The organism is Arsukibacterium sp., from assembly GCF_041616895.1.
GTDB lineage: Bacteria > Pseudomonadota > Gammaproteobacteria > Enterobacterales > Alteromonadaceae > Alishewanella.
The window spans coordinates 1-20,074 of the sequence record NZ_JBFJPY010000062.1 but is presented as its reverse complement, the minus strand read 5'-3'; the positions used below and the strand labels follow the sequence as shown (position 1 = coordinate 20,074).

Annotated in this window: 19 protein-coding genes and 1 pseudogene; 3 read left to right on the top strand and 17 right to left on the bottom strand. The window is 46.9% G+C overall.

What is annotated here, in order from left to right; genetic code table 11:
- The 3 genes and pseudogenes from ABY802_RS11285 to ABY802_RS11275 all read right to left on the bottom strand — a co-directional run.
- Positions 1-372: pseudogene (locus ABY802_RS11285) on the bottom strand (S9 family peptidase); the annotation flags it as partial.
- Positions 373-606: 234 nt separating this feature from the next.
- Positions 607-1,491: a TraB/GumN family protein gene (locus tag ABY802_RS11280; protein ID WP_372627139.1), complete on the bottom strand. Its 885-nt coding sequence runs from the start codon at positions 1,489-1,491 to the stop codon at positions 607-609.
- A 73-nt stretch (positions 1,492-1,564) separates the two neighbouring features.
- Entirely contained in the window at positions 1,565-1,819 is a 255-nt protein-coding gene (locus ABY802_RS11275; RefSeq protein WP_372627137.1) for a hypothetical protein, read from the bottom strand.
- Between the two features lie 305 nt (positions 1,820-2,124).
- Between ABY802_RS11275 and ABY802_RS11270 the strand changes: the two genes are divergently transcribed.
- Entirely contained in the window at positions 2,125-4,293 is a 2,169-nt protein-coding gene (locus ABY802_RS11270) for a winged helix-turn-helix domain-containing protein (protein WP_372627135.1), read from the top strand.
- Positions 4,294-4,351: 58 nt separating this feature from the next.
- Here ABY802_RS11270 and ABY802_RS11265 read toward each other — a convergent pair whose 3' ends face one another.
- From ABY802_RS11265 to mioC, 14 genes are all read right to left on the bottom strand, one after another.
- Positions 4,352-4,768: a F0F1 ATP synthase subunit epsilon gene (locus ABY802_RS11265; RefSeq protein ID WP_372627133.1), complete on the bottom strand. Its 417-nt coding sequence runs from the start codon at positions 4,766-4,768 to the stop codon at positions 4,352-4,354.
- 24 nt (positions 4,769-4,792) lie between these two features.
- Complete coding sequence (atpD, locus tag ABY802_RS11260; RefSeq protein ID WP_372627131.1) at positions 4,793-6,178, bottom strand: F0F1 ATP synthase subunit beta; 1,386 nt, start codon at positions 6,176-6,178, stop codon at positions 4,793-4,795.
- A 33-nt stretch (positions 6,179-6,211) separates the two neighbouring features.
- On the bottom strand, positions 6,212-7,075 hold the full coding sequence (atpG, locus tag ABY802_RS11255; protein WP_372627130.1) for a F0F1 ATP synthase subunit gamma: 864 nt from the start codon (positions 7,073-7,075) through the stop codon (positions 6,212-6,214).
- 54 nt (positions 7,076-7,129) lie between these two features.
- Complete coding sequence (gene atpA / locus ABY802_RS11250) at positions 7,130-8,671, bottom strand: F0F1 ATP synthase subunit alpha (RefSeq protein WP_372627128.1); 1,542 nt, start codon at positions 8,669-8,671, stop codon at positions 7,130-7,132.
- A 14-nt stretch (positions 8,672-8,685) separates the two neighbouring features.
- Entirely contained in the window at positions 8,686-9,219 is a 534-nt protein-coding gene (gene atpH, locus ABY802_RS11245; RefSeq protein WP_372627126.1) for a F0F1 ATP synthase subunit delta, read from the bottom strand.
- Positions 9,220-9,231: 12 nt separating this feature from the next.
- Entirely contained in the window at positions 9,232-9,702 is a 471-nt protein-coding gene (gene atpF, locus ABY802_RS11240; RefSeq protein WP_372627124.1) for a F0F1 ATP synthase subunit B, read from the bottom strand.
- A gap of 47 nt (positions 9,703-9,749) precedes the next feature.
- Positions 9,750-9,983, bottom strand: a complete 234-nt coding sequence (atpE, locus tag ABY802_RS11235) for a F0F1 ATP synthase subunit C (RefSeq protein WP_010376881.1) — start codon at positions 9,981-9,983, stop codon at positions 9,750-9,752.
- 48 nt (positions 9,984-10,031) lie between these two features.
- The gene (gene atpB, locus ABY802_RS11230) at positions 10,032-10,892 is read right to left on the bottom strand and encodes a F0F1 ATP synthase subunit A (RefSeq protein WP_372627121.1); all 861 of its coding nucleotides are present in this window, start codon (positions 10,890-10,892) and stop codon (positions 10,032-10,034) included.
- 15 nt (positions 10,893-10,907) lie between these two features.
- Positions 10,908-11,288: an ATP synthase subunit I gene (locus tag ABY802_RS11225; RefSeq protein WP_372627119.1), complete on the bottom strand. Its 381-nt coding sequence runs from the start codon at positions 11,286-11,288 to the stop codon at positions 10,908-10,910.
- 128 nt (positions 11,289-11,416) lie between these two features.
- Positions 11,417-12,295, bottom strand: a complete 879-nt coding sequence (locus ABY802_RS11220; RefSeq protein WP_372627118.1) for a ParB/RepB/Spo0J family partition protein — start codon at positions 12,293-12,295, stop codon at positions 11,417-11,419.
- Positions 12,296-12,324: 29 nt separating this feature from the next.
- Positions 12,325-13,119 (bottom strand): ParA family protein, encoded by a 795-nt coding sequence (locus ABY802_RS11215; protein ID WP_372627117.1) that lies wholly within the window; start codon positions 13,117-13,119, stop codon positions 12,325-12,327.
- An 18-nt stretch (positions 13,120-13,137) separates the two neighbouring features.
- A complete protein-coding gene (gene rsmG / locus ABY802_RS11210; RefSeq protein WP_372627116.1) occupies positions 13,138-13,755 on the bottom strand; it encodes a 16S rRNA (guanine(527)-N(7))-methyltransferase RsmG in 618 nt (205 codons plus the stop codon).
- A 30-nt stretch (positions 13,756-13,785) separates the two neighbouring features.
- Entirely contained in the window at positions 13,786-15,675 is a 1,890-nt protein-coding gene (gene mnmG, locus ABY802_RS11205; RefSeq protein ID WP_372627115.1) for a tRNA uridine-5-carboxymethylaminomethyl(34) synthesis enzyme MnmG, read from the bottom strand.
- 586 nt (positions 15,676-16,261) lie between these two features.
- Positions 16,262-16,708 (bottom strand): FMN-binding protein MioC, encoded by a 447-nt coding sequence (gene mioC, locus ABY802_RS11200; protein ID WP_372627114.1) that lies wholly within the window; start codon positions 16,706-16,708, stop codon positions 16,262-16,264.
- Between the two features lie 161 nt (positions 16,709-16,869).
- On the opposite strand from mioC, the gene ABY802_RS11195 reads away from it, so the two are divergent.
- Together ABY802_RS11195 and ABY802_RS11190 are read left to right on the top strand one after the other, a co-directional pair.
- The gene (locus tag ABY802_RS11195) at positions 16,870-18,657 is read left to right on the top strand and encodes a DEAD/DEAH box helicase (RefSeq protein WP_372627113.1); all 1,788 of its coding nucleotides are present in this window, start codon (positions 16,870-16,872) and stop codon (positions 18,655-18,657) included.
- Between the two features lie 266 nt (positions 18,658-18,923).
- On the top strand, positions 18,924-20,074 hold a 1,151-nt coding region (locus tag ABY802_RS11190; protein ID WP_372627112.1), incomplete at its 3' end, for a hypothetical protein.

Genomic DNA, 20,074 nt, shown 5'->3' with positions numbered 1-20,074 from the left:
GGTCAACATTCTGGCATTTGAGCCATCGGCGTTCACTGCAAATATTTCACCTGTGCCTACTGGCTGCTCCAGCGCACCAATATCCCGCACCAGGGTGATTAACAAGCGCTCACTAGTAGCCCAGTCGATAGAACCAATAGAGTCACGACCGTTAAAATGCCGCACACTGATAATTTTATTCGATTTGATATCAATCACATTCAGATAAATATTGCCTTCATCGCTGCGGCTGGTCGCCGCCAGATATTTACCAGTAGGCGAAATTTCAATTTCCAAAAACTGAGATTGTCTTGCGTAGTCTTCAAGGGTCAGTTCTGCGGCCTGAACACCGTTAAAGGCGAAAAGCAGCCAACTTAACAGTATTACTCTCATTTGATATTACCTCTTATAGCAGACGCAACGTTGCTGTCCCTGCCAGTCAGTTGTTATTGTTATACAGGTGTGTTGCCTGCTAGCTGACAAAGGGGTTTTGCAACAATAAAAAGTGCAAAAGCAGCCAGCTACCGAACCAAATCAAGCCCCAGCCCAATACCCGGGCTGGCTCTGGCTTATTTAACAGCTTTAACATTACCGGCTTCCTTGCTGATTAACAACGCTAATCACTGATTATCTTACTTGCTGTACCTGATAGCCGGCTTGCTGCAGCAACGCCAGCACACTGTCATCGCCTGCTAAATGACCGCCACCGACCAGCACCAGCTCCTTGCTATCGTTACCAAACATTTTCTCAATTTGCGGCAACCAGGCATTATTTCTTTGCACAAATAACGCCTGATATAGCACCGGGTCCAGTTCGCGGGCAGGCTCGACTGCCAACTTGTCCAGTGCGTCCATATCGCCGGCCCGCCAGGCGGCGATCATCGCAGCAAAGTAACTTTTGAAATCACTAACCTGCTCCAGGTTCATTTTCATAAAGGCATCTTCATAGCCTTCACCCATTTTCGCCAGCAGGTTTAACTGGCTTTCGACGGTTTCCAGGTAAGCGAGGGTTTTACCATCAGCCTGGGCTTTTTTATCAAAGTAACTGTCGACCCCTTCGCCGGCCATTTGGGCTTTCATCATCTCAAGCGCCAGCATCTGTAATGCGACAAATCCTGGTTTATAGCCATCCAACTGCTGCAACTGCACACCATATGGTGCAAAATAATTGCTAACCTGCTGGTACACCTCTGGCGACAAGACTTTAGCCAAGCTGCGACCATCACTATATGCCATTGCCTGCAATAACGCAGTTTGTGCTGCAACATCTGCTGGATCCGGCATTTTTACTTCCAACACCAGGGTATCTGTCGCCTGATAGGCCACGCCGAATTCAGCGGGCAACGGAAACGCCGACTCTGGTAGCAGATGCACTGTACCGCCGATGTAAAGGTAATCATTACCTTTACTGACTTTCCACATTGATGTTTGCGCCAGCACCGAAGCTGAACTAAACGCCGTTGCCAGTAATGCCGCGCCAAAACTTACTCTAAAGAATTTTTTTAATTTCATTGTTGTTATCCTGTTTTATTTCAATGTTTTTGGGCAACCAATATTGAGAGATGCAGCCCGGATTTCATGTTGTTTAAGGTAGTAACGCTTTTACCGAATCAGCGATGTTGCTGACCGCACTGTTTACCTGCTGTTTAATGCTGTTGGTTAGTTGTTGCTGTAAATCCTGTACCAGGTTTGCTTTAACTTCAGTTATTTCTTTTGCAACCTCGTTTTGCAGCTGAACCACAGTTACCTGCTCTTCTGTTTCTTCTGCCTTTACCGCTGCGCTGGCCAACAGCGCACTGACGATGATTACGCGGGTAAATATAGTTGTTAAGTTTTTCATTTTGCCGTTCCTTTTTTATCAGTAAGTGTCATGTTTGTCGGTTTACAACGGCGGACTCACTGCCTGTCCGTGTTGTTGTTGAGCTCACTGTAGGGCAGCAATCCCGAAAAGTCGCTTATCAGAAGCTAAGCAATATATTGCTAAGGAGATAATATTTAAGCTATTGTTTTTTAAATTAATTAATAAACCTTATTAAAACCTTATGACGAAAAACTGCTAAAAATGATGGGAATTAATTTTGCTTGAATCACTATTAGTATCTGTTAAAGTTACAGTCCATTTAAAAAAGGATTATTAATTAACAAATGGATAAAATGCAGCTGGGCCCCTGGATGTTTACACCAAGCGAATACAGTATTAGCGATGGTTCAATACACAAAGAACTGGAACCGCTGTTAAACAGGCTATTACAGTATTTTGCGGCGCATCCGGGTAAGATTTTATCGCGCCAACAGCTAATCGATAGCATTTGGCAACAAAGCTATGTTGACGACAATGCCATAAACCGGGCGATTTCCGAGCTACGTAAAGCATTGCTACACCCGGCACTGACCCAGGCCCCAATCAAAACGCATCATCGCAAGGGTTACAGCTTACAGTTGCAGCCTCTTGACAGCTCTCCCGCAAATAACGCTATAGCAAAAAGCAAAGCAGCAGATCCACAACTACCGTTTCAGCCCAGGCAAAAACGTCGTTTTGTGCAGCTAGGTGCGCTGGCCCTGTTGTTACTTGGCATCGGCGGCATGGTGTTTTACTTTTTTCCTGCCGAACCAGAGCCTGTAACGCAAAGCCGGCAAAGCGATGGCAAACCTCAGATAATCGAAGTTGATATTGTCAATCAACAAAAAGTCACCTGGTATAAAGGCATTGAATCCCGGCCATTGCTGTCACCAGATAAGCAACTTCTTGCTTACAGCCACTCTCAACCTGATGGCGCAATCAGAGTATTAATCCGAAAATTAGGGGTCAGTTCAGGCAATACCTTGCAGGAGGTAGTGATAGAGAGTAACGATGCTTTATACAGCGTGCAAACCTGGCAACCACAAAGCCGTAACCTGCTTATTCAGGCTGTCAGCAAAGATGGCAAGCAATGTGAATACCTGAACTATGACTTTAATCAGTATCCAAAGTATCAGGTAAAGAAACTTACCAGATGTTCCGGGTTGGTTCTGGGAGTAGCCCAAGTCAGCCTGGATAGCCAATGGCTGTATTACAGCAAAAGCAGCGGCGGCATGTACTCCAGCAATGCCTTAATAGCCGAAAACCTGATCAATGGCACAACACAAACACTGCATGCTGCACCATCTGCCGGGCTAGGGGTAACCATGCTGGCCTTGTCTGGCGATGGAAGTAAGCTGGCATACATTCTTATGTCGGAATCAAATAAGCCTGATATTTATTTGTATGACCCAGCTACCCGTGAACATAGACTGATCGGCAGCCTGCCATTTGCCATACTGTTATTAGGCCTGGAATGGAGCATTGATCAGGCCAGCTTAATATTGCCCGGTGCCGACGGCATTTTGCAGTATATGCTGGCAGATAAAAGCCTCACCTTGTTAAAGCTACCAGATGGTGTCACGGTCGGTGAATTGTCACTGCTCGACAACAACCAGGCCTATATTTCGGCGCTGACTGCCGCCAGTACTACTCAGGGCAGTTTTCAACTGGTTAAAATCAGCCAGCCCTTTAATGAAGCAGAGCGGCAAATACATTTTGTAAATAATGCAGCAGGCAGTTCAATGGCGTTGGCAGTATCACCGACCGATGTCAGTAAGTACGCTTTTGCTGCAAACTGGACCGGGGGCTGGCAACTGTGGTTTAACAATGATGGCAAAAACATCCAGCTCACTGAAATGGCGCAGGACGACCCAATGCCCATCAACAGCATCAGCTGGTCTGGCGATGGCCGCTACATTGCTTTTACTAAGCAAGGAAACTTATACCTGTACGATATTCAACGCCAGCAACTGATCAACAAATTGGAAAATAACGATATCGGCCAGCCGGTTTGGCTGCCTGACAACAGCGGCCTGGTGCTAACCCGGGTTCAGGGTAATAGTCAGAACCTATGGCAGTTAGATTTAGTTAGCAATGATTTAACCCAACTTACTTCTACTGCCGGCAATTTTGCCCAATACGACAGTAATGGCCAGTTGCACTACCATCGGGATGGCAAGCTGTATCAGTATGTCGATGGCGCAAAACAGGATATTGAACTTAAAGCTAATTCTGACGCTAACTATATGGCTATGTGGACACTGCAGGCTGATCAGCAATATCGTTATAGTATGTTGGGTCATATTGAGCAGTTTAATATTATTAGCGGTGAAACCCGCCAAAGCCAATTGCCTTACCAGCTTGTTGGAATACACCCTGACCCGCATAACCCCGATAACCTATATGCCACGGTGTTTGTTACACCAGAGCTGGCACTTGAGTTTATTGAGTGGCAACCGGCAGAAGGTAAATAGCCAGATACAACTTCAATAAAAAAGCCACCCTAAGGTGGCTTTTCTGACAAGCTTAAACTTACTTTTTGCGCAGTTTCTGAATTACCCGCAGCTGGGCAATGGCTTCAGCCAGTTGCACTGCCGCTTCGGCGTAATTGAAATCTGCACCGGCGTGTTGCATAGCTTCGGTTGCCCGTTTCTGGGCATCTAACGCAGCCTGCTCATCCAAGTCTTCGCCACGTACCGCAATATCGGCCAGCACAGTAATGCTGTCGGGTTGTACCTCAAGTACGCCACCGGCTACATAAATTACGTGCTCTTCACCGAACTGCTTCACGATACGGACCATGCCAGGTTTCAGAGGAGTCAGTAACGGGGCGTGAAAAGGTAAAATACCTAACTCGCCCTCACTGCCTGTGACCTGCACGGACTCGACAAGGCCAGAGAAAATTTTCTCTTCAGCACTTACTACATCCAGTTGCACTGTCATCGCCATTTCGCTCTCCTAAAGCCTGGTTGCTTAAAGCTTCTTCGCTTTTTCGATAGCTTCGTCGATAGAGCCTACCATGTAAAAAGCCTGCTCTGGCATGTGATCGTATTCACCATCCAGAATGCCTTTAAAACCACGGATAGTTTCTTTCAGTGGCACATACTTACCTGGCGAGCCAGTAAATACTTCAGCCACGAAGAACGGCTGAGACAGGAAACGCTGAATTTTCCGCGCACGGTAAACCAGGGTCCGGTCTTCATCAGACAATTCGTCCATACCTAAGATGGCGATAATGTCTTTCAGTTCTTTGTAACGCTGCAGTACGGTTTGTACACCACGGGCTACGTCATAATGCTCTTTACCGATAACCAGCGGATCTAACTGACGAGAGGTAGAATCCAGTGGATCGATCGCCGGGTAAATACCCAGTGACGCGATGTTCCGGCTCAGTACTACCGTTGCATCTAAGTGCGAGAAGGTAGTAGCTGGTGACGGATCGGTTAAGTCATCCGCAGGTACGTATACCGCCTGAATTGACGTGATAGAACCGGTTTTGGTAGAGGTAATACGCTCTTGCAACGCACCCATCTCTTCTGCCAGCGTTGGCTGGTAACCTACTGCTGATGGCATCCGGCCTAACAAGGCTGATACTTCAGTACCGGCCAGGGTATAACGGTAGATGTTATCCACGAAAAACAGGACGTCACGGCCTTCTTCCCGGAACTTCTCTGCCATGGTCAAGCCGGTTAACGCTACGCGTAAACGGTTACCTGGTGGCTCGTTCATCTGACCATATACTAACGATACTTTATCCAGTACGTTAGAGTCTTTCATTTCATGATAGAAATCGTTACCTTCACGGGTCCGCTCACCGACACCGGCGAATACAGAGTAACCGCTATGCTCGATCGCGATGTTCCGGATCAATTCCATCATGTTTACGGTTTTACCTACACCGGCACCACCGAACAAACCAACTTTACCACCTTTGGCAAACGGGCATACCAAGTCGATAACTTTAATACCGGTTTCCAATAGGGCGTTAGATGCTGCCTGCTCTTCGTATGAAGGCGCAGCGCGGTGGATTGACCAACGCTCTTCTTCACCGATAGGGCCCGCTTCGTCAATCGGGTTACCTAATACGTCCATAATACGACCTAAAGTCGCTTTACCGACAGGAACCTGAATGGCTTTGCCTGAATTTCCAACCAGAGCACCACGACGTAAACCGTCAGTGGTACCCATCGCGATAGTACGAACTGTACCGCCACCCAGCTGTTGCTGCACTTCCAGCACTAACCCAGCCAGATCACCGTCAGTCACGTTTAACGCGTCATAGATGCTAGGTACCGCTTCTTGTGGAAAATCGATATCCACAACGGCGCCAATGATTTGGACGACCTTACCTTGACTCATGATGTTTCCTCAAATTTCTCAAAACTGTTCACCTTAGCCTACAGCTGCCGCACCTGCGACAATTTCGCTGAGCTCTTGGGTAATAGCGGCCTGACGTGCTTTGTTATACACCAGCTTCAGGTCATCCATTAAATTACCGGCGTTGTCGGTAGCGGCTTTCATAGCCACCATACGCGCTGCGTGTTCGCTGGCGACGTTTTCAACAACACCCTGGTAAACCTGTGACTCGATGTAGCGGTCCAGCAACATATCTAAAATTGGTTGCGGGTCCGGCTCGTACAGGTAATCCCAGTTATGCTCTTTTGGCGAAACTTCTGCTTGGGGCAAAGGTAAGAGTTGATCGATCACTGGCTCTTGCTTCATGGTATTCACAAAGGTGTTGTATACCAGGAATAAGCGGTCGATACGGCCTTCCAGGTAAGCTTGCAGCATTACCTTAACCGTACCAATCACATCAGCCAAACGTGGTACGTCACCTGAACCCGATTGTTGTGCTACAACTTTACCGCCGAAACGCTTAAAAAACGCCGTCGCTTTGTTGCCGATAACAGCAAACTCTGCTTCCACGTTCTGGCTTTTCCAGCTTTTCATTTCCAGCACAACTTTCTTAAACTCGTTGGTATTCAGGCCACCGCAAAGACCGCGATCGGTTGAAATAATGATATAGCCAACCCGTTTCACGTCACGCTCCGATAAATACGGATGACGATACTCGATGTTGCCTTGAGCAATATTACCGATAACTTTGCGCATACCTTCAGCGTATGGGCGGGTTGCAGCTACGCGCTCTTGCGCTTTGCGCATTTTGCTGACCGCAACTTTTTCCATAGCACTGGTGATCTTGCGAGTATTATTAATACTCCCGATCTTACTTTTTATCTCTTTACCACCGGCCATGACTGTATCTCCGTTTCATTCAACGAACGGGGTGGCCGAAACCACCCGCGTAATTTACCAAGTCTGAGTTGTTTTAAACTTCTCAATGGCCGCTTTTAGCGACGACTCGATTTGATCGTTGTAGTTACCGGTTTTCGCGATATCAGCCATTAGCTCGGCATGTTCGGCTTTCATATAGCTGATTAAAGCAGCTTCAAAATCCAGGATTTTGGCTACTTCAATATCTTTCAGAAAACCTTTTTCGATAGCGAAAATTGACACACCCATTTCGCCAACGCTCATTGGGCTGTACTGCAGCTGTTTCATCAGCTCAGTAACCTTCTGACCGTGCTCTAACTGGGCGCGGGTTGCTTCATCTAAGTCAGACGCGAACTGCGCAAACGCGGCAAGTTCAGAGTACTGGGCTAATGCCAGACGAATACCACCACCTAATTTCTTGATGATTTTAGTTTGGGCTGCACCACCAACCCGCGATACTGAAATACCGGCGTTAACCGCTGGGCGGATACCGGCGTTAAATAAATCAGATTCTAAGAAGATCTGACCATCAGTAATCGAGATTACGTTAGTTGGTACGAACGCAGATACGTCACCGGCCTGGGTTTCAATAATAGGAAGCGCGGTTAATGAACCGGTTTTACCTTTTACTTCACCATTGGTTAAACGCTCAACGTAGTCGGCGTTAACGCGAGATGCGCGCTCCAGCAGACGTGAGTGAAGATAAAATACGTCACCCGGGTAAGCTTCACGACCTGGCGGACGGCGTAACAGCAACGAGATTTGACGGTAAGCAACAGCTTGCTTAGACAAGTCATCGTATACAATCAGCGCATCTTCACCGCGGTCACGGAAGTATTCACCCATAGTACAGCCAGAATACGGAGCCAGGAACTGCAGCGCAGCAGCTTCTGACGCAGAGGCAACAACCACGATGGTATTGGCCAGGGCGCCGTGTTCTTCCAGCTTACGTACCACGTTGGCAATGGTAGAAGCTTTCTGACCAATGGCAACATAAACACATTTAATACCGGTGTTTTTCTGGTTGATAATGGCATCAATGGCTAATGCGGTTTTACCGGTTTGACGGTCACCGATTAATAATTCACGCTGACCACGACCGATAGGGATCATGGCATCAACCGATTTATAACCGGTTTGCATTGGCTGGTCGACTGACTGACGGTCAATTACGCCTGGCGCAATTTTCTCTACTGGTGCGAAGCCTGCAGCATCAATCGGGCCTTTACCATCAATAGGTGCACCTAAGGTATTTACCACGCGGCCTAACAGCTGCGGGCCTACCGGTACTTCTAAAATACGGCCGGTACTTTTAACTTTAGTGCCTTCGGTTAAGTCCGCATACGGACCCATTACTACAGCACCTACCGAGTTGCGCTCTAAGTTCAACGCGATAGCATAACGATTGCCAGGAAGCTCGATCATCTCACCTTGCATACAATCAGCAAGGCCATTAATCCGGATAATACCGTCAGTTACCTGAACAATAGTACCTTCGTTACGAGCTTCACTGACCACTTCAAACTGAGCAATACGACTTTTGATCAGTTCTGAAATTTCAGTGGAATTCAGTTGCATACTCTATTCCCCAATTACGACTGCAGCGCAGTTGCTAAACGATCCAGCTTACCGCGGATCGAGCCATCAATTACCATGTCACCTGCTTTGATCAGCATGCCGCCGACCATGTCAGGATTGACGCTACAGTTCAATTTAACTTTGCGTGCCAAACGTTGCGATAATGCAGCTATCAGCTTTTCTTGTTGAGCGTTATCCAGGGCAGTAGCAGAAACTACGTCTACGGTAATTTCTTTTTCATACGCCGCTTTATGTTCAACAAAAGCAACCAATACTTCAGGCAACGCCAACAAGCGGTGATTTTCTGCCAGCACTTTTATAAAGTTCTGACCCTGCTCATTGAGTTGCTCACCACATACCTGAAGAAACAGGTCGGCTTGCTTTTCAGCAACACCAGAAGTACGCAATAGTGCTGCAACCTGGTCGTTTTCTGCGACTTGCGCCGCAAAAGCCAGCATTTGCAGCCAGGCATCTAACGCGTTTTGCTCTACAGCAAAATCGAAAGCAGCCTTAGCGTACGGACGAGCGATATTCGTCAAATCAGACATAGCTCATCCCCATTACAGTTCTTGTACCAGTTTTTCCAGAATGTCGCTGTGAGCAGCTTCGTCGATAGAACGTTGCAGAATACGTTCTGCACCGGCTACCGCCAAGGCAGCTACCTGCTTGCGTAAATCTTCACGTAACCGGTTTCGTTCCGCTTCAACTTCGGCTTTAGTCTGCGCCAGGATATTATCCCGCTCAGCATTCGCTTTATGAGCCGCTTCTTCAATCATTTTTGCTTCGCGTTTTCTCGCTTGCTCAATAATCTCAGCCGCTTGTGCTTTAGCATCTTTTAACTGATCTTTCGCTTTGTCCTGGGCTAGTGCCAGGTCTTTTTCAGCCCGATCAGAAGCCGCTAGACCGTCAGCAATTTTTTGCTGGCGCGCTTCGATGGCATTCATCAGTGGCGGCCATACAAACTTCATACAAAAAAGTACGAAGACGGTAAAAGCGATTAATTCACCCAGCAGAGTGGCGTTTAAGTTCACGTCTGCTCCTCCTTTTAGTCAGTTGTTCGATTAACAAAAACCTTCAATTACAGTGCGAACAACATGTACATGGCGATACCAACACCGATCATAGCTACGGCATCGATAAGACCAGCAAGGATGAACATTTTAACTTGCAGTGAAGGAGCCAGTTCTGGCTGACGGGCACAGGCTTCTAAGAACTTGCCACCCATGTTACCGAAACCCAGTGCTGTACCGATAGCACCAAAACCGATTAGTAACGCTACAGCGATTAATTTAATAGCTACTGCAATTTCCATTTTTATCTCCGATATTTCTATAGTTAAAGTTAAAGTTAAAGTAAAAAATTAATGATTGTCTGAGCTGGCCATACTTAAATACACAATAGTCAGCATCATAAACACGAACGCCTGTAACACGATGACCAGAATATGGAATACTGCCCAGACGAAGTGCAACGGCAGTTGCGCCAGGCCGATAGCACCAATCAGAATAAAGATCATTTCACCGGCATACAGGTTACCAAACAAACGCAGCGCCAGTGAGAATGGCTTAGCTACTAATGCAATCAGCTCGAGTAATAAGTTGAACGGAATAAGCAAAATTTGCAGTGGAATGTTTTTGGTACTGAACGGATGTAAGGTCAGTTCTTTGATAAAACCAAGCACACCCTTGATGCGGATAGAGTAACCAATCATCAGTATAAATACGCCAATTGCCAGGGCAGCGGTCATATTAATATCGGTGGTCGGTACAATTTTCATATAGACATCATGCGAGTCCATACCAAACGCCGTTTCGCCAACAAAACCGGCGAAGGCAGGCAGGAAATCAACCGGCACTAAGTCCATCAGGTTCATTAAAAACACCCAGACAAAAATAGTTAATGCCAGTGGTGCGATTAATTTACTTTTACCGTGGTAGGTATCTTTGACGTTAGCGGCAACAAACTCAACCACCATTTCTACAAAGCATTGCAACTTGCCAGGTACGCCAACAGAGGCTTTTTTTGCCACACTGCGGAATATCCACAAGAACAAAATACCCAGGCCAATAGACCACGCTAAGGTATCGACATGCCATGTCCAGAACCCGGCCTCGCTACACGCTTTGTTAAAAACGACACTGCCATCGACAGTACACATTTTTGCGTTAGTAAGGTGGTGCTGAATATGGCCGGACAGTGTTAACTCTTCACCTGCAGCCATGTTTCATCCCAATAGTTAAAGTTTAAAGAAAAACGGTGCTGTCCATTGTGTCAGCAGGGTGATCAGGAAACCAGTAATAAACGCCTCTGGTACTAAATGCTCCTGCTGTAACACTACTGCGCACAATATAACAGTTAACAAAATTTTTAAGCTATGGCCGCGCATCAGCGCTGCCGCTACTCTTTGTGCCTGCTCTGCGCCACTGTATCGAAACGCAAAGAAAGCGAAAACAAAATTTGGTACAGCTGCCGCTAAGCCACCTTTAAAAGCGGATTTCGCTGCGGCACTGTCAGCCAGCAAAAAAAACGCCAGTGCAATAAAACCGGCGACTATTACCTGAGCCAGTACGGCGAAATACGCTGATTTCCTGACCTGAGCTGCAATATTTTCTGCCACTGTACCCCTCATTGTAATAGCCCATGCAGGGGTAGAAAAAACTTGCGAAAGTATACTTATTTGCCCCTGATTTGCAACAAAAAGCGGTTTTAGTCGCGCGTTGTCCATATCTTGGCGAAATAAAATGCTTAATCCTGCCCGGTCATTTGCATTTTGGCTAAAATGCCATCCAGTTCCGCCAGGCTGCTGTAGTTTATTACCAGGTTCCCTTTGCCTTTTTTGTTGTACATAATTTGCACCGGAGCCGCAAAACGTTCACTTAAACGTTGCTCTAATGCATCAACATCAGGGTCTTTAGCCTTATTTGCAACCGGTGCTTTCGGTTCCAGAATGCGCCGCACCAGACTTTCGGTTTCACGTACCGTCAATTGTTTATGAGCAACCAGCCGCGCTGTTTCAGACTGGCTGTCATCAGTTAATGCCAGTAACGCTCTGGCATGGCCCATTTCAATATCACCGTGCTCTAGCAATACCTTAACATCGTCGTTCAGGGCATTTAAACGTAGTAAATTGGTAACTGTCGCGCGGGATTTACCTACCGCATCGGCCACTTGCTGATGGGTAAGCTCAAATTCGGTTAGTAGTCTATCCAGCGCCACAGCTTCTTCCATCGCATTCAGATCTTCACGCTGAATGTTTTCAATTAATGCTATCGCCACCGCTGCTTCATCGGGTACATTTTTAATCAGGCAGGGTACTTCAGCCAGACGAGCCAATTGCGCAGCGCGCCAGCGTCTTTCACCAGCAATAATTTCGTAACTGTTATCGCTTACCAGGCGCACTACGATAGGCTGAATTACACCTTGGGCCCGAATTGAACTGGCTAAGTCCTCCAACGCATCTTGTGACATGTCTTTGCGTGGCTGGTATTTACCCGGGCGTAAAAATTCAACCGGTATTTTTTGCAGTTCAGCCGCTTGTTGGTTGGCCTGATGCTGCTCCGTCGTTTTATTTGACGTTAATAAGGCATCTAAGCCCCGGCCTAAACCGCGTTTTTTAACCGACATGCGCAAATATATCCTTTAACTTAGCGTGATTATACGGAGGTCACTTTACCACTGAGTTTCTTTTCAGATCGGCGCAAAATCTCGCCAGCCAGTGCCAGATAAGCTTTTGAACCTGTGGAGTTTTTGTCATAGTACATTACTGGTGTACCAAAACTGGGGGCTTCTGCTAACCGGACATTGCGTGGGATCACTGCCCGATAAACCTTATCACCAAAATGCTGTTTTAATTGCTCTGACACATCATTAGCTAACCGGTTGCGTGGGTCATACATGGTGCGCAGAATACCTTCAATTTTTAAGTCTGCATTGATCACCGCGGCCAGCTTATTGATGGTATCAACCAGTGCTGTCAGGCCTTCCAGTGCAAAATACTCACACTGCATGGGTACCAGTACGGTATCAGCGGCAGCCATGGCGTTAACGGTTAACATATTCAGCGAAGGCGGGCAGTCAATAAAGATAAAATCATAACTACTACGATAATCTTTTAAGGCACTGCGTAAGCGCAGTTCCCTGGCAAATACATCCATCAAGCGCACTTCTGCAGCTGTAACATCAGAGTTGGCAGCAACCAGGTGATAGCCACCAGTGGTTTCTTTTACCACTACTTCGACCAGCGGTTTTTGTTCGATCAGTAATTCATAGGCGGTGGCATGCACTTCATATTTATCAACGCCACTGCCCATGGTGGCATTACCTTGCGGATCTAAATCAATTAACAGCACTTTGCGTTTGGTTGCCGCCATTGAGGCTGCTAAATTAACAGCGGTGGTAGTTTTTCCTACTCCACCTTTCTGATTGGCAATGGCGATGATTTTACCCACAAGGCTCCCTCATTATGGTTAAGTGCTGGTAAGGATAACCAAATGCCGGCTGGCATCAAGTTCAGGTACCTGCAATGGTATAACTGCACTTACTTTAACAAAATCCGGCAAAGCTGCAATTTCTTCTTGCACCGCTGCGCCCTTCATTGCGTAAAAGCTCCCTGTCGGGGCTGGTAAATGGCGGCACCATTGCAGCATGTCAGCAGTAGATGCAAACGCCCGGCTTATTACGCCATCATAATGTTTTGTGGGTTGATGCTGTTCCACCCGGCTTTGCAGCGGGTGAATATTTGTCAGGCCAAGCTGCAACTTTACCTGGTTTAAAAAACGGACCCGTTTGCCCAGACTATCAAGCAGGGTAAAATGTTTTTTTGGGTAATAAATTGCCAGCAGCACGCCAGGTAAGCCCGGGCCAGTGCCAACATCAATAAAGTGCTCGCCCTGCAGATGGGGGGCAATTACCAGACTATCCATGACATGTTTCACCAGCATTTCTGCAGGATCACGTACTGAGGTCAAATTATATGCACTGTTCCACTTATGCAGCAACTGCACATAATCAATACACTGTTGCAGCTGACTGTCGCTGAGTTGTAAGCTGGTTTGTGCTACCAGCTGGCGCAGTTTCTCAAGCATAGCGATCCTTTCAGGCTCATTTATGCCTGGTTAAGCAGATTTTCGAAGTAAACCCTGTTTTTTCAGGTAAACCAACAGTAACGAAATTGCCGCCGGGGTAATACCGGATATTCGTGATGCCTGGCCTACAGTAGCCGGTTGGTGTTGATTTAATTTCATGATCACTTCGTTCGATAAGCCTTTTACCGAACTGTAATCAAATGCACCTGGTAACTTTGTGGCTTCATTGCGCTGTTGCTTGGCAATTTCATCCTGCTGACGGTTAATGTAACCTTCATACTTAATTTGAATTTCGACCTGCTCGGCGGCAATAGGATCAACCAGCGCAGGTCCTAAATCAGCAATGTTCATCAATTGCCGGTAAGTCATTTCTGGCCGGCGCACTAATTCTTCTAGGCTTGCTTCACGACTTAACGGCGTTTTCAGTAGTTCGTTTACTGCGTTTAACGCTGTGTGCTGCGGGTGGATCCAGCTTTGTTTTAAGCGTTGGCGCTCTATTTCTATCTGTTCAAGCTTTTCGTTAAATGCCTGCCAGCGCTGATCATCAACTAAGCCCAATTCCCGTCCTTTTGCCGTTAATCGGGCATCAGCATTATCTTCACGCAGCATTAAACGATATTCGGCTCTGCTGGTAAACATCCGGTAAGGCTCTTTCGTACCCTGGGTGGTTAAATCATCAACCAGTACGCCTAAATAGGCCTGATCCCGGCTTGGTGCCCAAGCTTCACGCTCGGTAGCGAATAAGCCGGCATTTAACCCTGCCAATAGTCCTTGTGCTCCGGCCTCTTCGTACCCGGTAGTGCCATTAATTTGACCGGCAAAAAACAGGCCTTTAATAAATTTGGTCTGTAACGAACTGGTGAGATCCCGCGGATCAAAAAAGTCATATTCGATGGCATAACCAGGCCGGGTAATATGGGCATTTTCCATGCCTTTGATTGAGCGAACTATTGATAACTGAACGTCAAAAGGCAGACTGGTAGAAATACCGTTTGGATATAACTCATGCGTCGTCAGACCTTCAGGTTCAATAAAGATCTGATGTTTATCTTTATCAGCAAAACGCATGACTTTGTCTTCAATAGACGGGCAATATCGTGGCCCAATCCCTTCAATAACTCCGGTATACATGGGCGATCGATCCAGATTATCGCGGATAACCTGATGAGTTTGCTCATTGGTATAGGTTATGTAACATGGAATTTGTGGCGGATGATCACTATGGCGCCCTAAAAAAGAAAATACCGGGGTTGGGTTATCGCCGGGCTGAGGCTGCATTACTGAAAAATCGACCGTTCTGGCGTCTATTCGTGGTGGAGTACCAGTTTTTAAGCGGTCAACCCGAAACGGTAATTCACGTAAACGTTTTGCTAAAGCAATTGAAGGTGGATCACCGGCTCTGCCACCAGAAAACTGTTCTAAACCAATATGAATTTGGCCGCCTAAGAAGGTTCCTACCGTTAGCACCACTGATTTAGCGCTAAATTTCAGACCCATTTGGGTAACGACGCCTTTCACCTGGTCGTTTTCGACTATCAAATCATCACATGCCTGTTGAAAAATTCGTAAATTAGGCTGGTTTTCAAGGGTTTGTCTAATTGCTGCCCGATATAACTGGCGATCAGCTTGCGCTCTGGTTGCTCGTACGGCTGGGCCTTTTGAACTGTTCAGGGTTCGAAATTGAATACCTCCCTTGTCAGCTGCAATTGCCATTGCTCCACCAAGGGCATCAATTTCTTTAACCAGGTGGCCTTTGCCAATACCACCAATAGCCGGGTTACATGACATCTGTCCCAGTGTTTCAACGTTATGGGTTAATAATAATGTTTGTAATCCCATCCGGGCAGCAGCCAAGGCAGCTTCGGTACCAGCATGGCCACCACCGACAACGATCACATCAAAGGATTCTTGATACAACATATCTGCCTCAACTCTGGCTGAAAAGCCGCTTAAAAATAGGGCACGTATTGTAGCGCGATCCGGTCATTTGTGAAACGCCTAAAACGGATCTGGATCGCACTAATATATATAAGATCTTTTTAAAGATCTTTTTACTACTACTACTATTAAGCAGCTTGTTTTCAGTGGATAAGCAATTATTACAATATGGGATCAATAGCTTAATTAAGATCAGATCCTGTGATCAAGGTTGGATCAACTCTGTCTGGACAGGTGGATAATATGACTACTTATGCACAGGCTTGGCTGTAATTATTTTTATTAAAGGCATAAGTACAGGTTAGTAACCGGATAAACCTATAGTTATGCACATTTTAAATTAATAACGATGAACATTGTTGATAACATGAGGATAAGGATCTTATCGAAACAGGTCGGGATCCGGGTAACAGCGTTATTTTATCAACGCTTTATCAGGGAAATGTAAAGTCAATAAAAGCATGCTGAGGTAGAGTGGCTCCTGGTTGATTTTATTGCTGAGGTCAACCGGGAGCAGTAATAAGTTTTTCTGTTCTTCCTGAGATACTTGTGTTTTGGCGAGTGGAAATCACTCGCCTTTTTTTATGCTGTCAAGTAATTTTGGTAACCAAAGCAGCGCCTGATCTTCAGGTAAATCAGCGGTAAGTACGTCTATTTCGAGGTTTGCCAGCAAGGGTTTTGCGCCGTGTTGCTGGATTAACTGACTCAGTGTTTTGCCCGCCTGACAAAAAGTATCGTAACTGGAGTCACCTAAAGTGATCACGGCGAAAGAAAGTGTGGTAAGATCACGCCGATCTTGTGCTAATTGATCCGCAAAGGGTTGAATATTATCAGGCAGATCTCCTGCGCCATAGGTGGATGTGATCACTAACCAGATGTAAGTCGGGTTTAGCTGATCCAAATCGGGTTGAAGATGAAGTTTCGTTTCATATCCCGCTTGTACCAGTGTTTCAGCAACTTGTTCTGCCACATATTCCGCTGCGCCCATTTGGCTGCCAACGAGGATTTCTATCATGGATTCCTCCAGGTGGTAAATGTTTGGCTATACTACTGGAATAAAATCGGGGAAAGCTATGTCTTTTGCCCGTTTTCGTGTTTTTACTGCATTGCAGGCCAGGTAAAAACAACAATAGCACTTACCAACAAGCCTGCGTGTGATTGAGGTTATAACAACGTATGTCTGAAACTTTGTCTTTTTCCCAGCTAATGCTGCCGGAACCGCTGGTGCGCGCGGTCACTGAACTTGGTTATGAAACTCCTTCGCCTATCCAGGCGGCGGCTATTCCAAAACTATTAGCTGGTGAAGACGTTCTAGGCCAGGCGCAAACGGGTACCGGTAAAACCGGCGCTTTTGCTCTGCCTTTACTTGCGCGGCTGGACCCTGCGCAAAATGATCCACAAATTCTGGTGCTGGCACCTACCCGCGAGCTGGCGATTCAGGTCGCTGAGGCCTTTCAGGCTTATGCGCGCTACATGCCAGCATTTCATGTCCTGCCATTATATGGCGGTCAGAGTTATACCAACCAGCTTAAATCGTTAAAGCGCGGCTCTCAGGTTATTGTCGGTACTCCTGGCCGGATCCTCGATCACTTAGACCGAGGAACCCTGAAGCTTGATAAGCTGCGTGCTATCGTACTGGATGAAGCTGATGAAATGTTACGCATGGGCTTTATCGATGATGTGCAAACCATTATGGATGCCACACCTAAAGGCCGTCAGGTTGCGATGTTCTCTGCAACCATGCCGGCGCAAATCCGGGCGATTGCACAAAAGCATTTAAAAAATGCCGAAGAAATTAAAATTGCTTCTAAAACCAGTACCGTGGAGCGGATCACTCAGCGTTATGTGTTGCTGGATTCAAACCAGAAACTGGATGCGTTAACCCGCTTACTGGAAGGTGAAGAATATGATGCCAGCATTGTCTTCGTTCGTACTAAAAGTGCGACAGAGGAAATTGCTGAAAAACTCGGCGCCCGTGGTTATGCGGTAGCGTGTTTAAATGGCGATATGAATCAGGCGCATCGTGAACAAACTATCCGCCGGATGAAAGCCAGCCAACTGGATATTATTGTCGCAACTGACGTGGCTGCCCGTGGTCTGGATGTTGAGCGCATCAGCCTGGTGGTTAACTATGACATTCCTTACGACAGCGAAGCCTATGTGCACCGGATTGGTCGTACCGGCCGCGCGGGTCGCGAAGGTAAGGCCATATTGTTTGTATCACCACGTGAGCGGCGTTTATTGCGTACTATTGAACACGCAACCAAGCAGCCTATCGAGCAAATGTCACTGCCTACGGGTCAAGTGATTGAGCAACGTCGGATAGAATCGTTCCGTGAGCAACTGGCGCAAACTATTGAAACTCAGAACCTGAGTTTCTTTCAGGAGCTTGTTACAGACTGGCGTGAAAAGCTGGAAACCACCGATGTTGATATGGCTGCTGCGTTATTGTTTTTAGCCCAGAAAGATCAGCCATTAAATGTGGCCAAGCAATTTCCGGAATTACGTCAACCGCATGCGCGTGGTGAGCGGGAAGAACGGCCACGGCGTGAGCGCAGTGACCGTCCGGAACGTTCGGGCGAGCGGCCAGATCGTGGTCCCAAGGTACGCCGCGAGATGAAAGGCGATTACAACAATTACCGGATTGAAGTGGGTAAAGAGCACGGTGTCCGCGCTGGTGATATTGTTGGTGCAATTGCCAACGAAGCAAATATCGACAGTCAGTTTATTGGTAACATTAAACTGTTTGACCATTTCAGTACGGTTGAATTGCCAGCGAATATTCCTGCTGAGATTTTTCAGCACCTGAAAAAAGTCTATGTGCGTAAGCAAAAGCTGAATATCAGTATCGATACCGGCAGTGCTGCAGGCAATCCGAGCTCGAATACCGGTGGTGAACGGCGCAGTGGTCCAGGCCCACGGCCGGGTGCCGCACCTCGTGCACCACGCAAACCGCGCGATTAATATTCTGTAATCCTGTTTACTGTAAGGCCCCGCAATAGCGGGGTTTTTTTTGGCGACAGAATAACCAATATACGTGCTGAGCGCTGCTTGTTTAGCGGCCAGAAGTTCCTTATCGTAGTCGGCTTGTTTTTATGTGCTGTATAATAAGAGAGTACCTGGTTATGCCTGCTGTCTGTTCCCGACTTTTCACACGTCATCCATCTCAACGTTCTAAATCACTATCAATATTACTGCTTGGCCTGTTAACCACGGTACTTTGTGCCCCGGTGTCTGCTGACGGTGCTATTCGTCAGACCAAAGGGGACTTTGAAGATAAATTCCGGCAATTAGACGAAGTGCTGCCAACGCCAAATATTTATCGCAATGCAGCCGGGGAGCCAGGCCAGCAATACTGGCAGCAGCAGGTTAACTATAAAATGGATGTGGTGCTGAATGAAACTAAACGTCATTTAAACACCAGCCAGCAAATCAGCTATCGGAATAATTCACCTTACACTCTGAAGTATTTATGGCTGCACCTTGATCAGAATATTTTCAAAAATGATTCGATGGCCGAGATGAGCACCGATTTTGGTGGTGTTGGCCGTCGCGGACCCGCTACCTCAGTCGGTGATGGTGAGATCACCGCTCGCTTAAGTCTGGAAGAATTTCGCCGTCAGCAGTTTATGGCAGATAACGAGCTGGGCTTTCAAATATCCAACGTAAAAAACAGCAACGGTAAAGCATTGCCGGTCACTATAGTCGGCACCTTGATGCGGATTGACCTGGATAAGCCGTTAAAGCCAGGACAGCAAGTCGATTTCAGTCTGGATTTTGCATTCAATATTGTTGAAGAAGACGCCGTTTCTGCCCGGGCTGGTTATGAGCATTTCCCGGATGATGCGCGTGAAGGCGGCAATGATATTTTTTTACTGGCGCAGTGGTTTCCCCGCTTAGTGGCTTATACCGATTATGAAGCATGGACCAATAAAGAGTTTTTAGGCCGGGGAGAATTTACCCTGGAGTTTGGTGATTATGACGTTAAATTAACGGTGCCGGCAGACCATATTGTTTCCTCGACAGGTGAGCTACAAAACAGCAGTAAAGTGCTGAGCCGCGAGCAAATAAACCGTCTGGAGCAAGCGAAAACGGCGAAACGGCCGGTATTTATTGTTACCGAACAGGAAGCTCTGGAAAACGAAAAAGTGGGCAGCGATGACAGTAAAACCTGGCATTTTAAAGCCAAAAATGTCCGGGATTTTGCCTGGGCCTCATCACGTAAATTTATCTGGGATGCCAAAGGTTACCAGCAGGGTGGGAGCGAACAACCCTTTGTTATGGCAATGTCGTTTTATCCTAAAGAGGGCGGCGAGTTATGGCAGAAGTATTCTACTGAAGCAGTAGTGCATACCATGGAAGTGTATTCCCGTTTCTCATT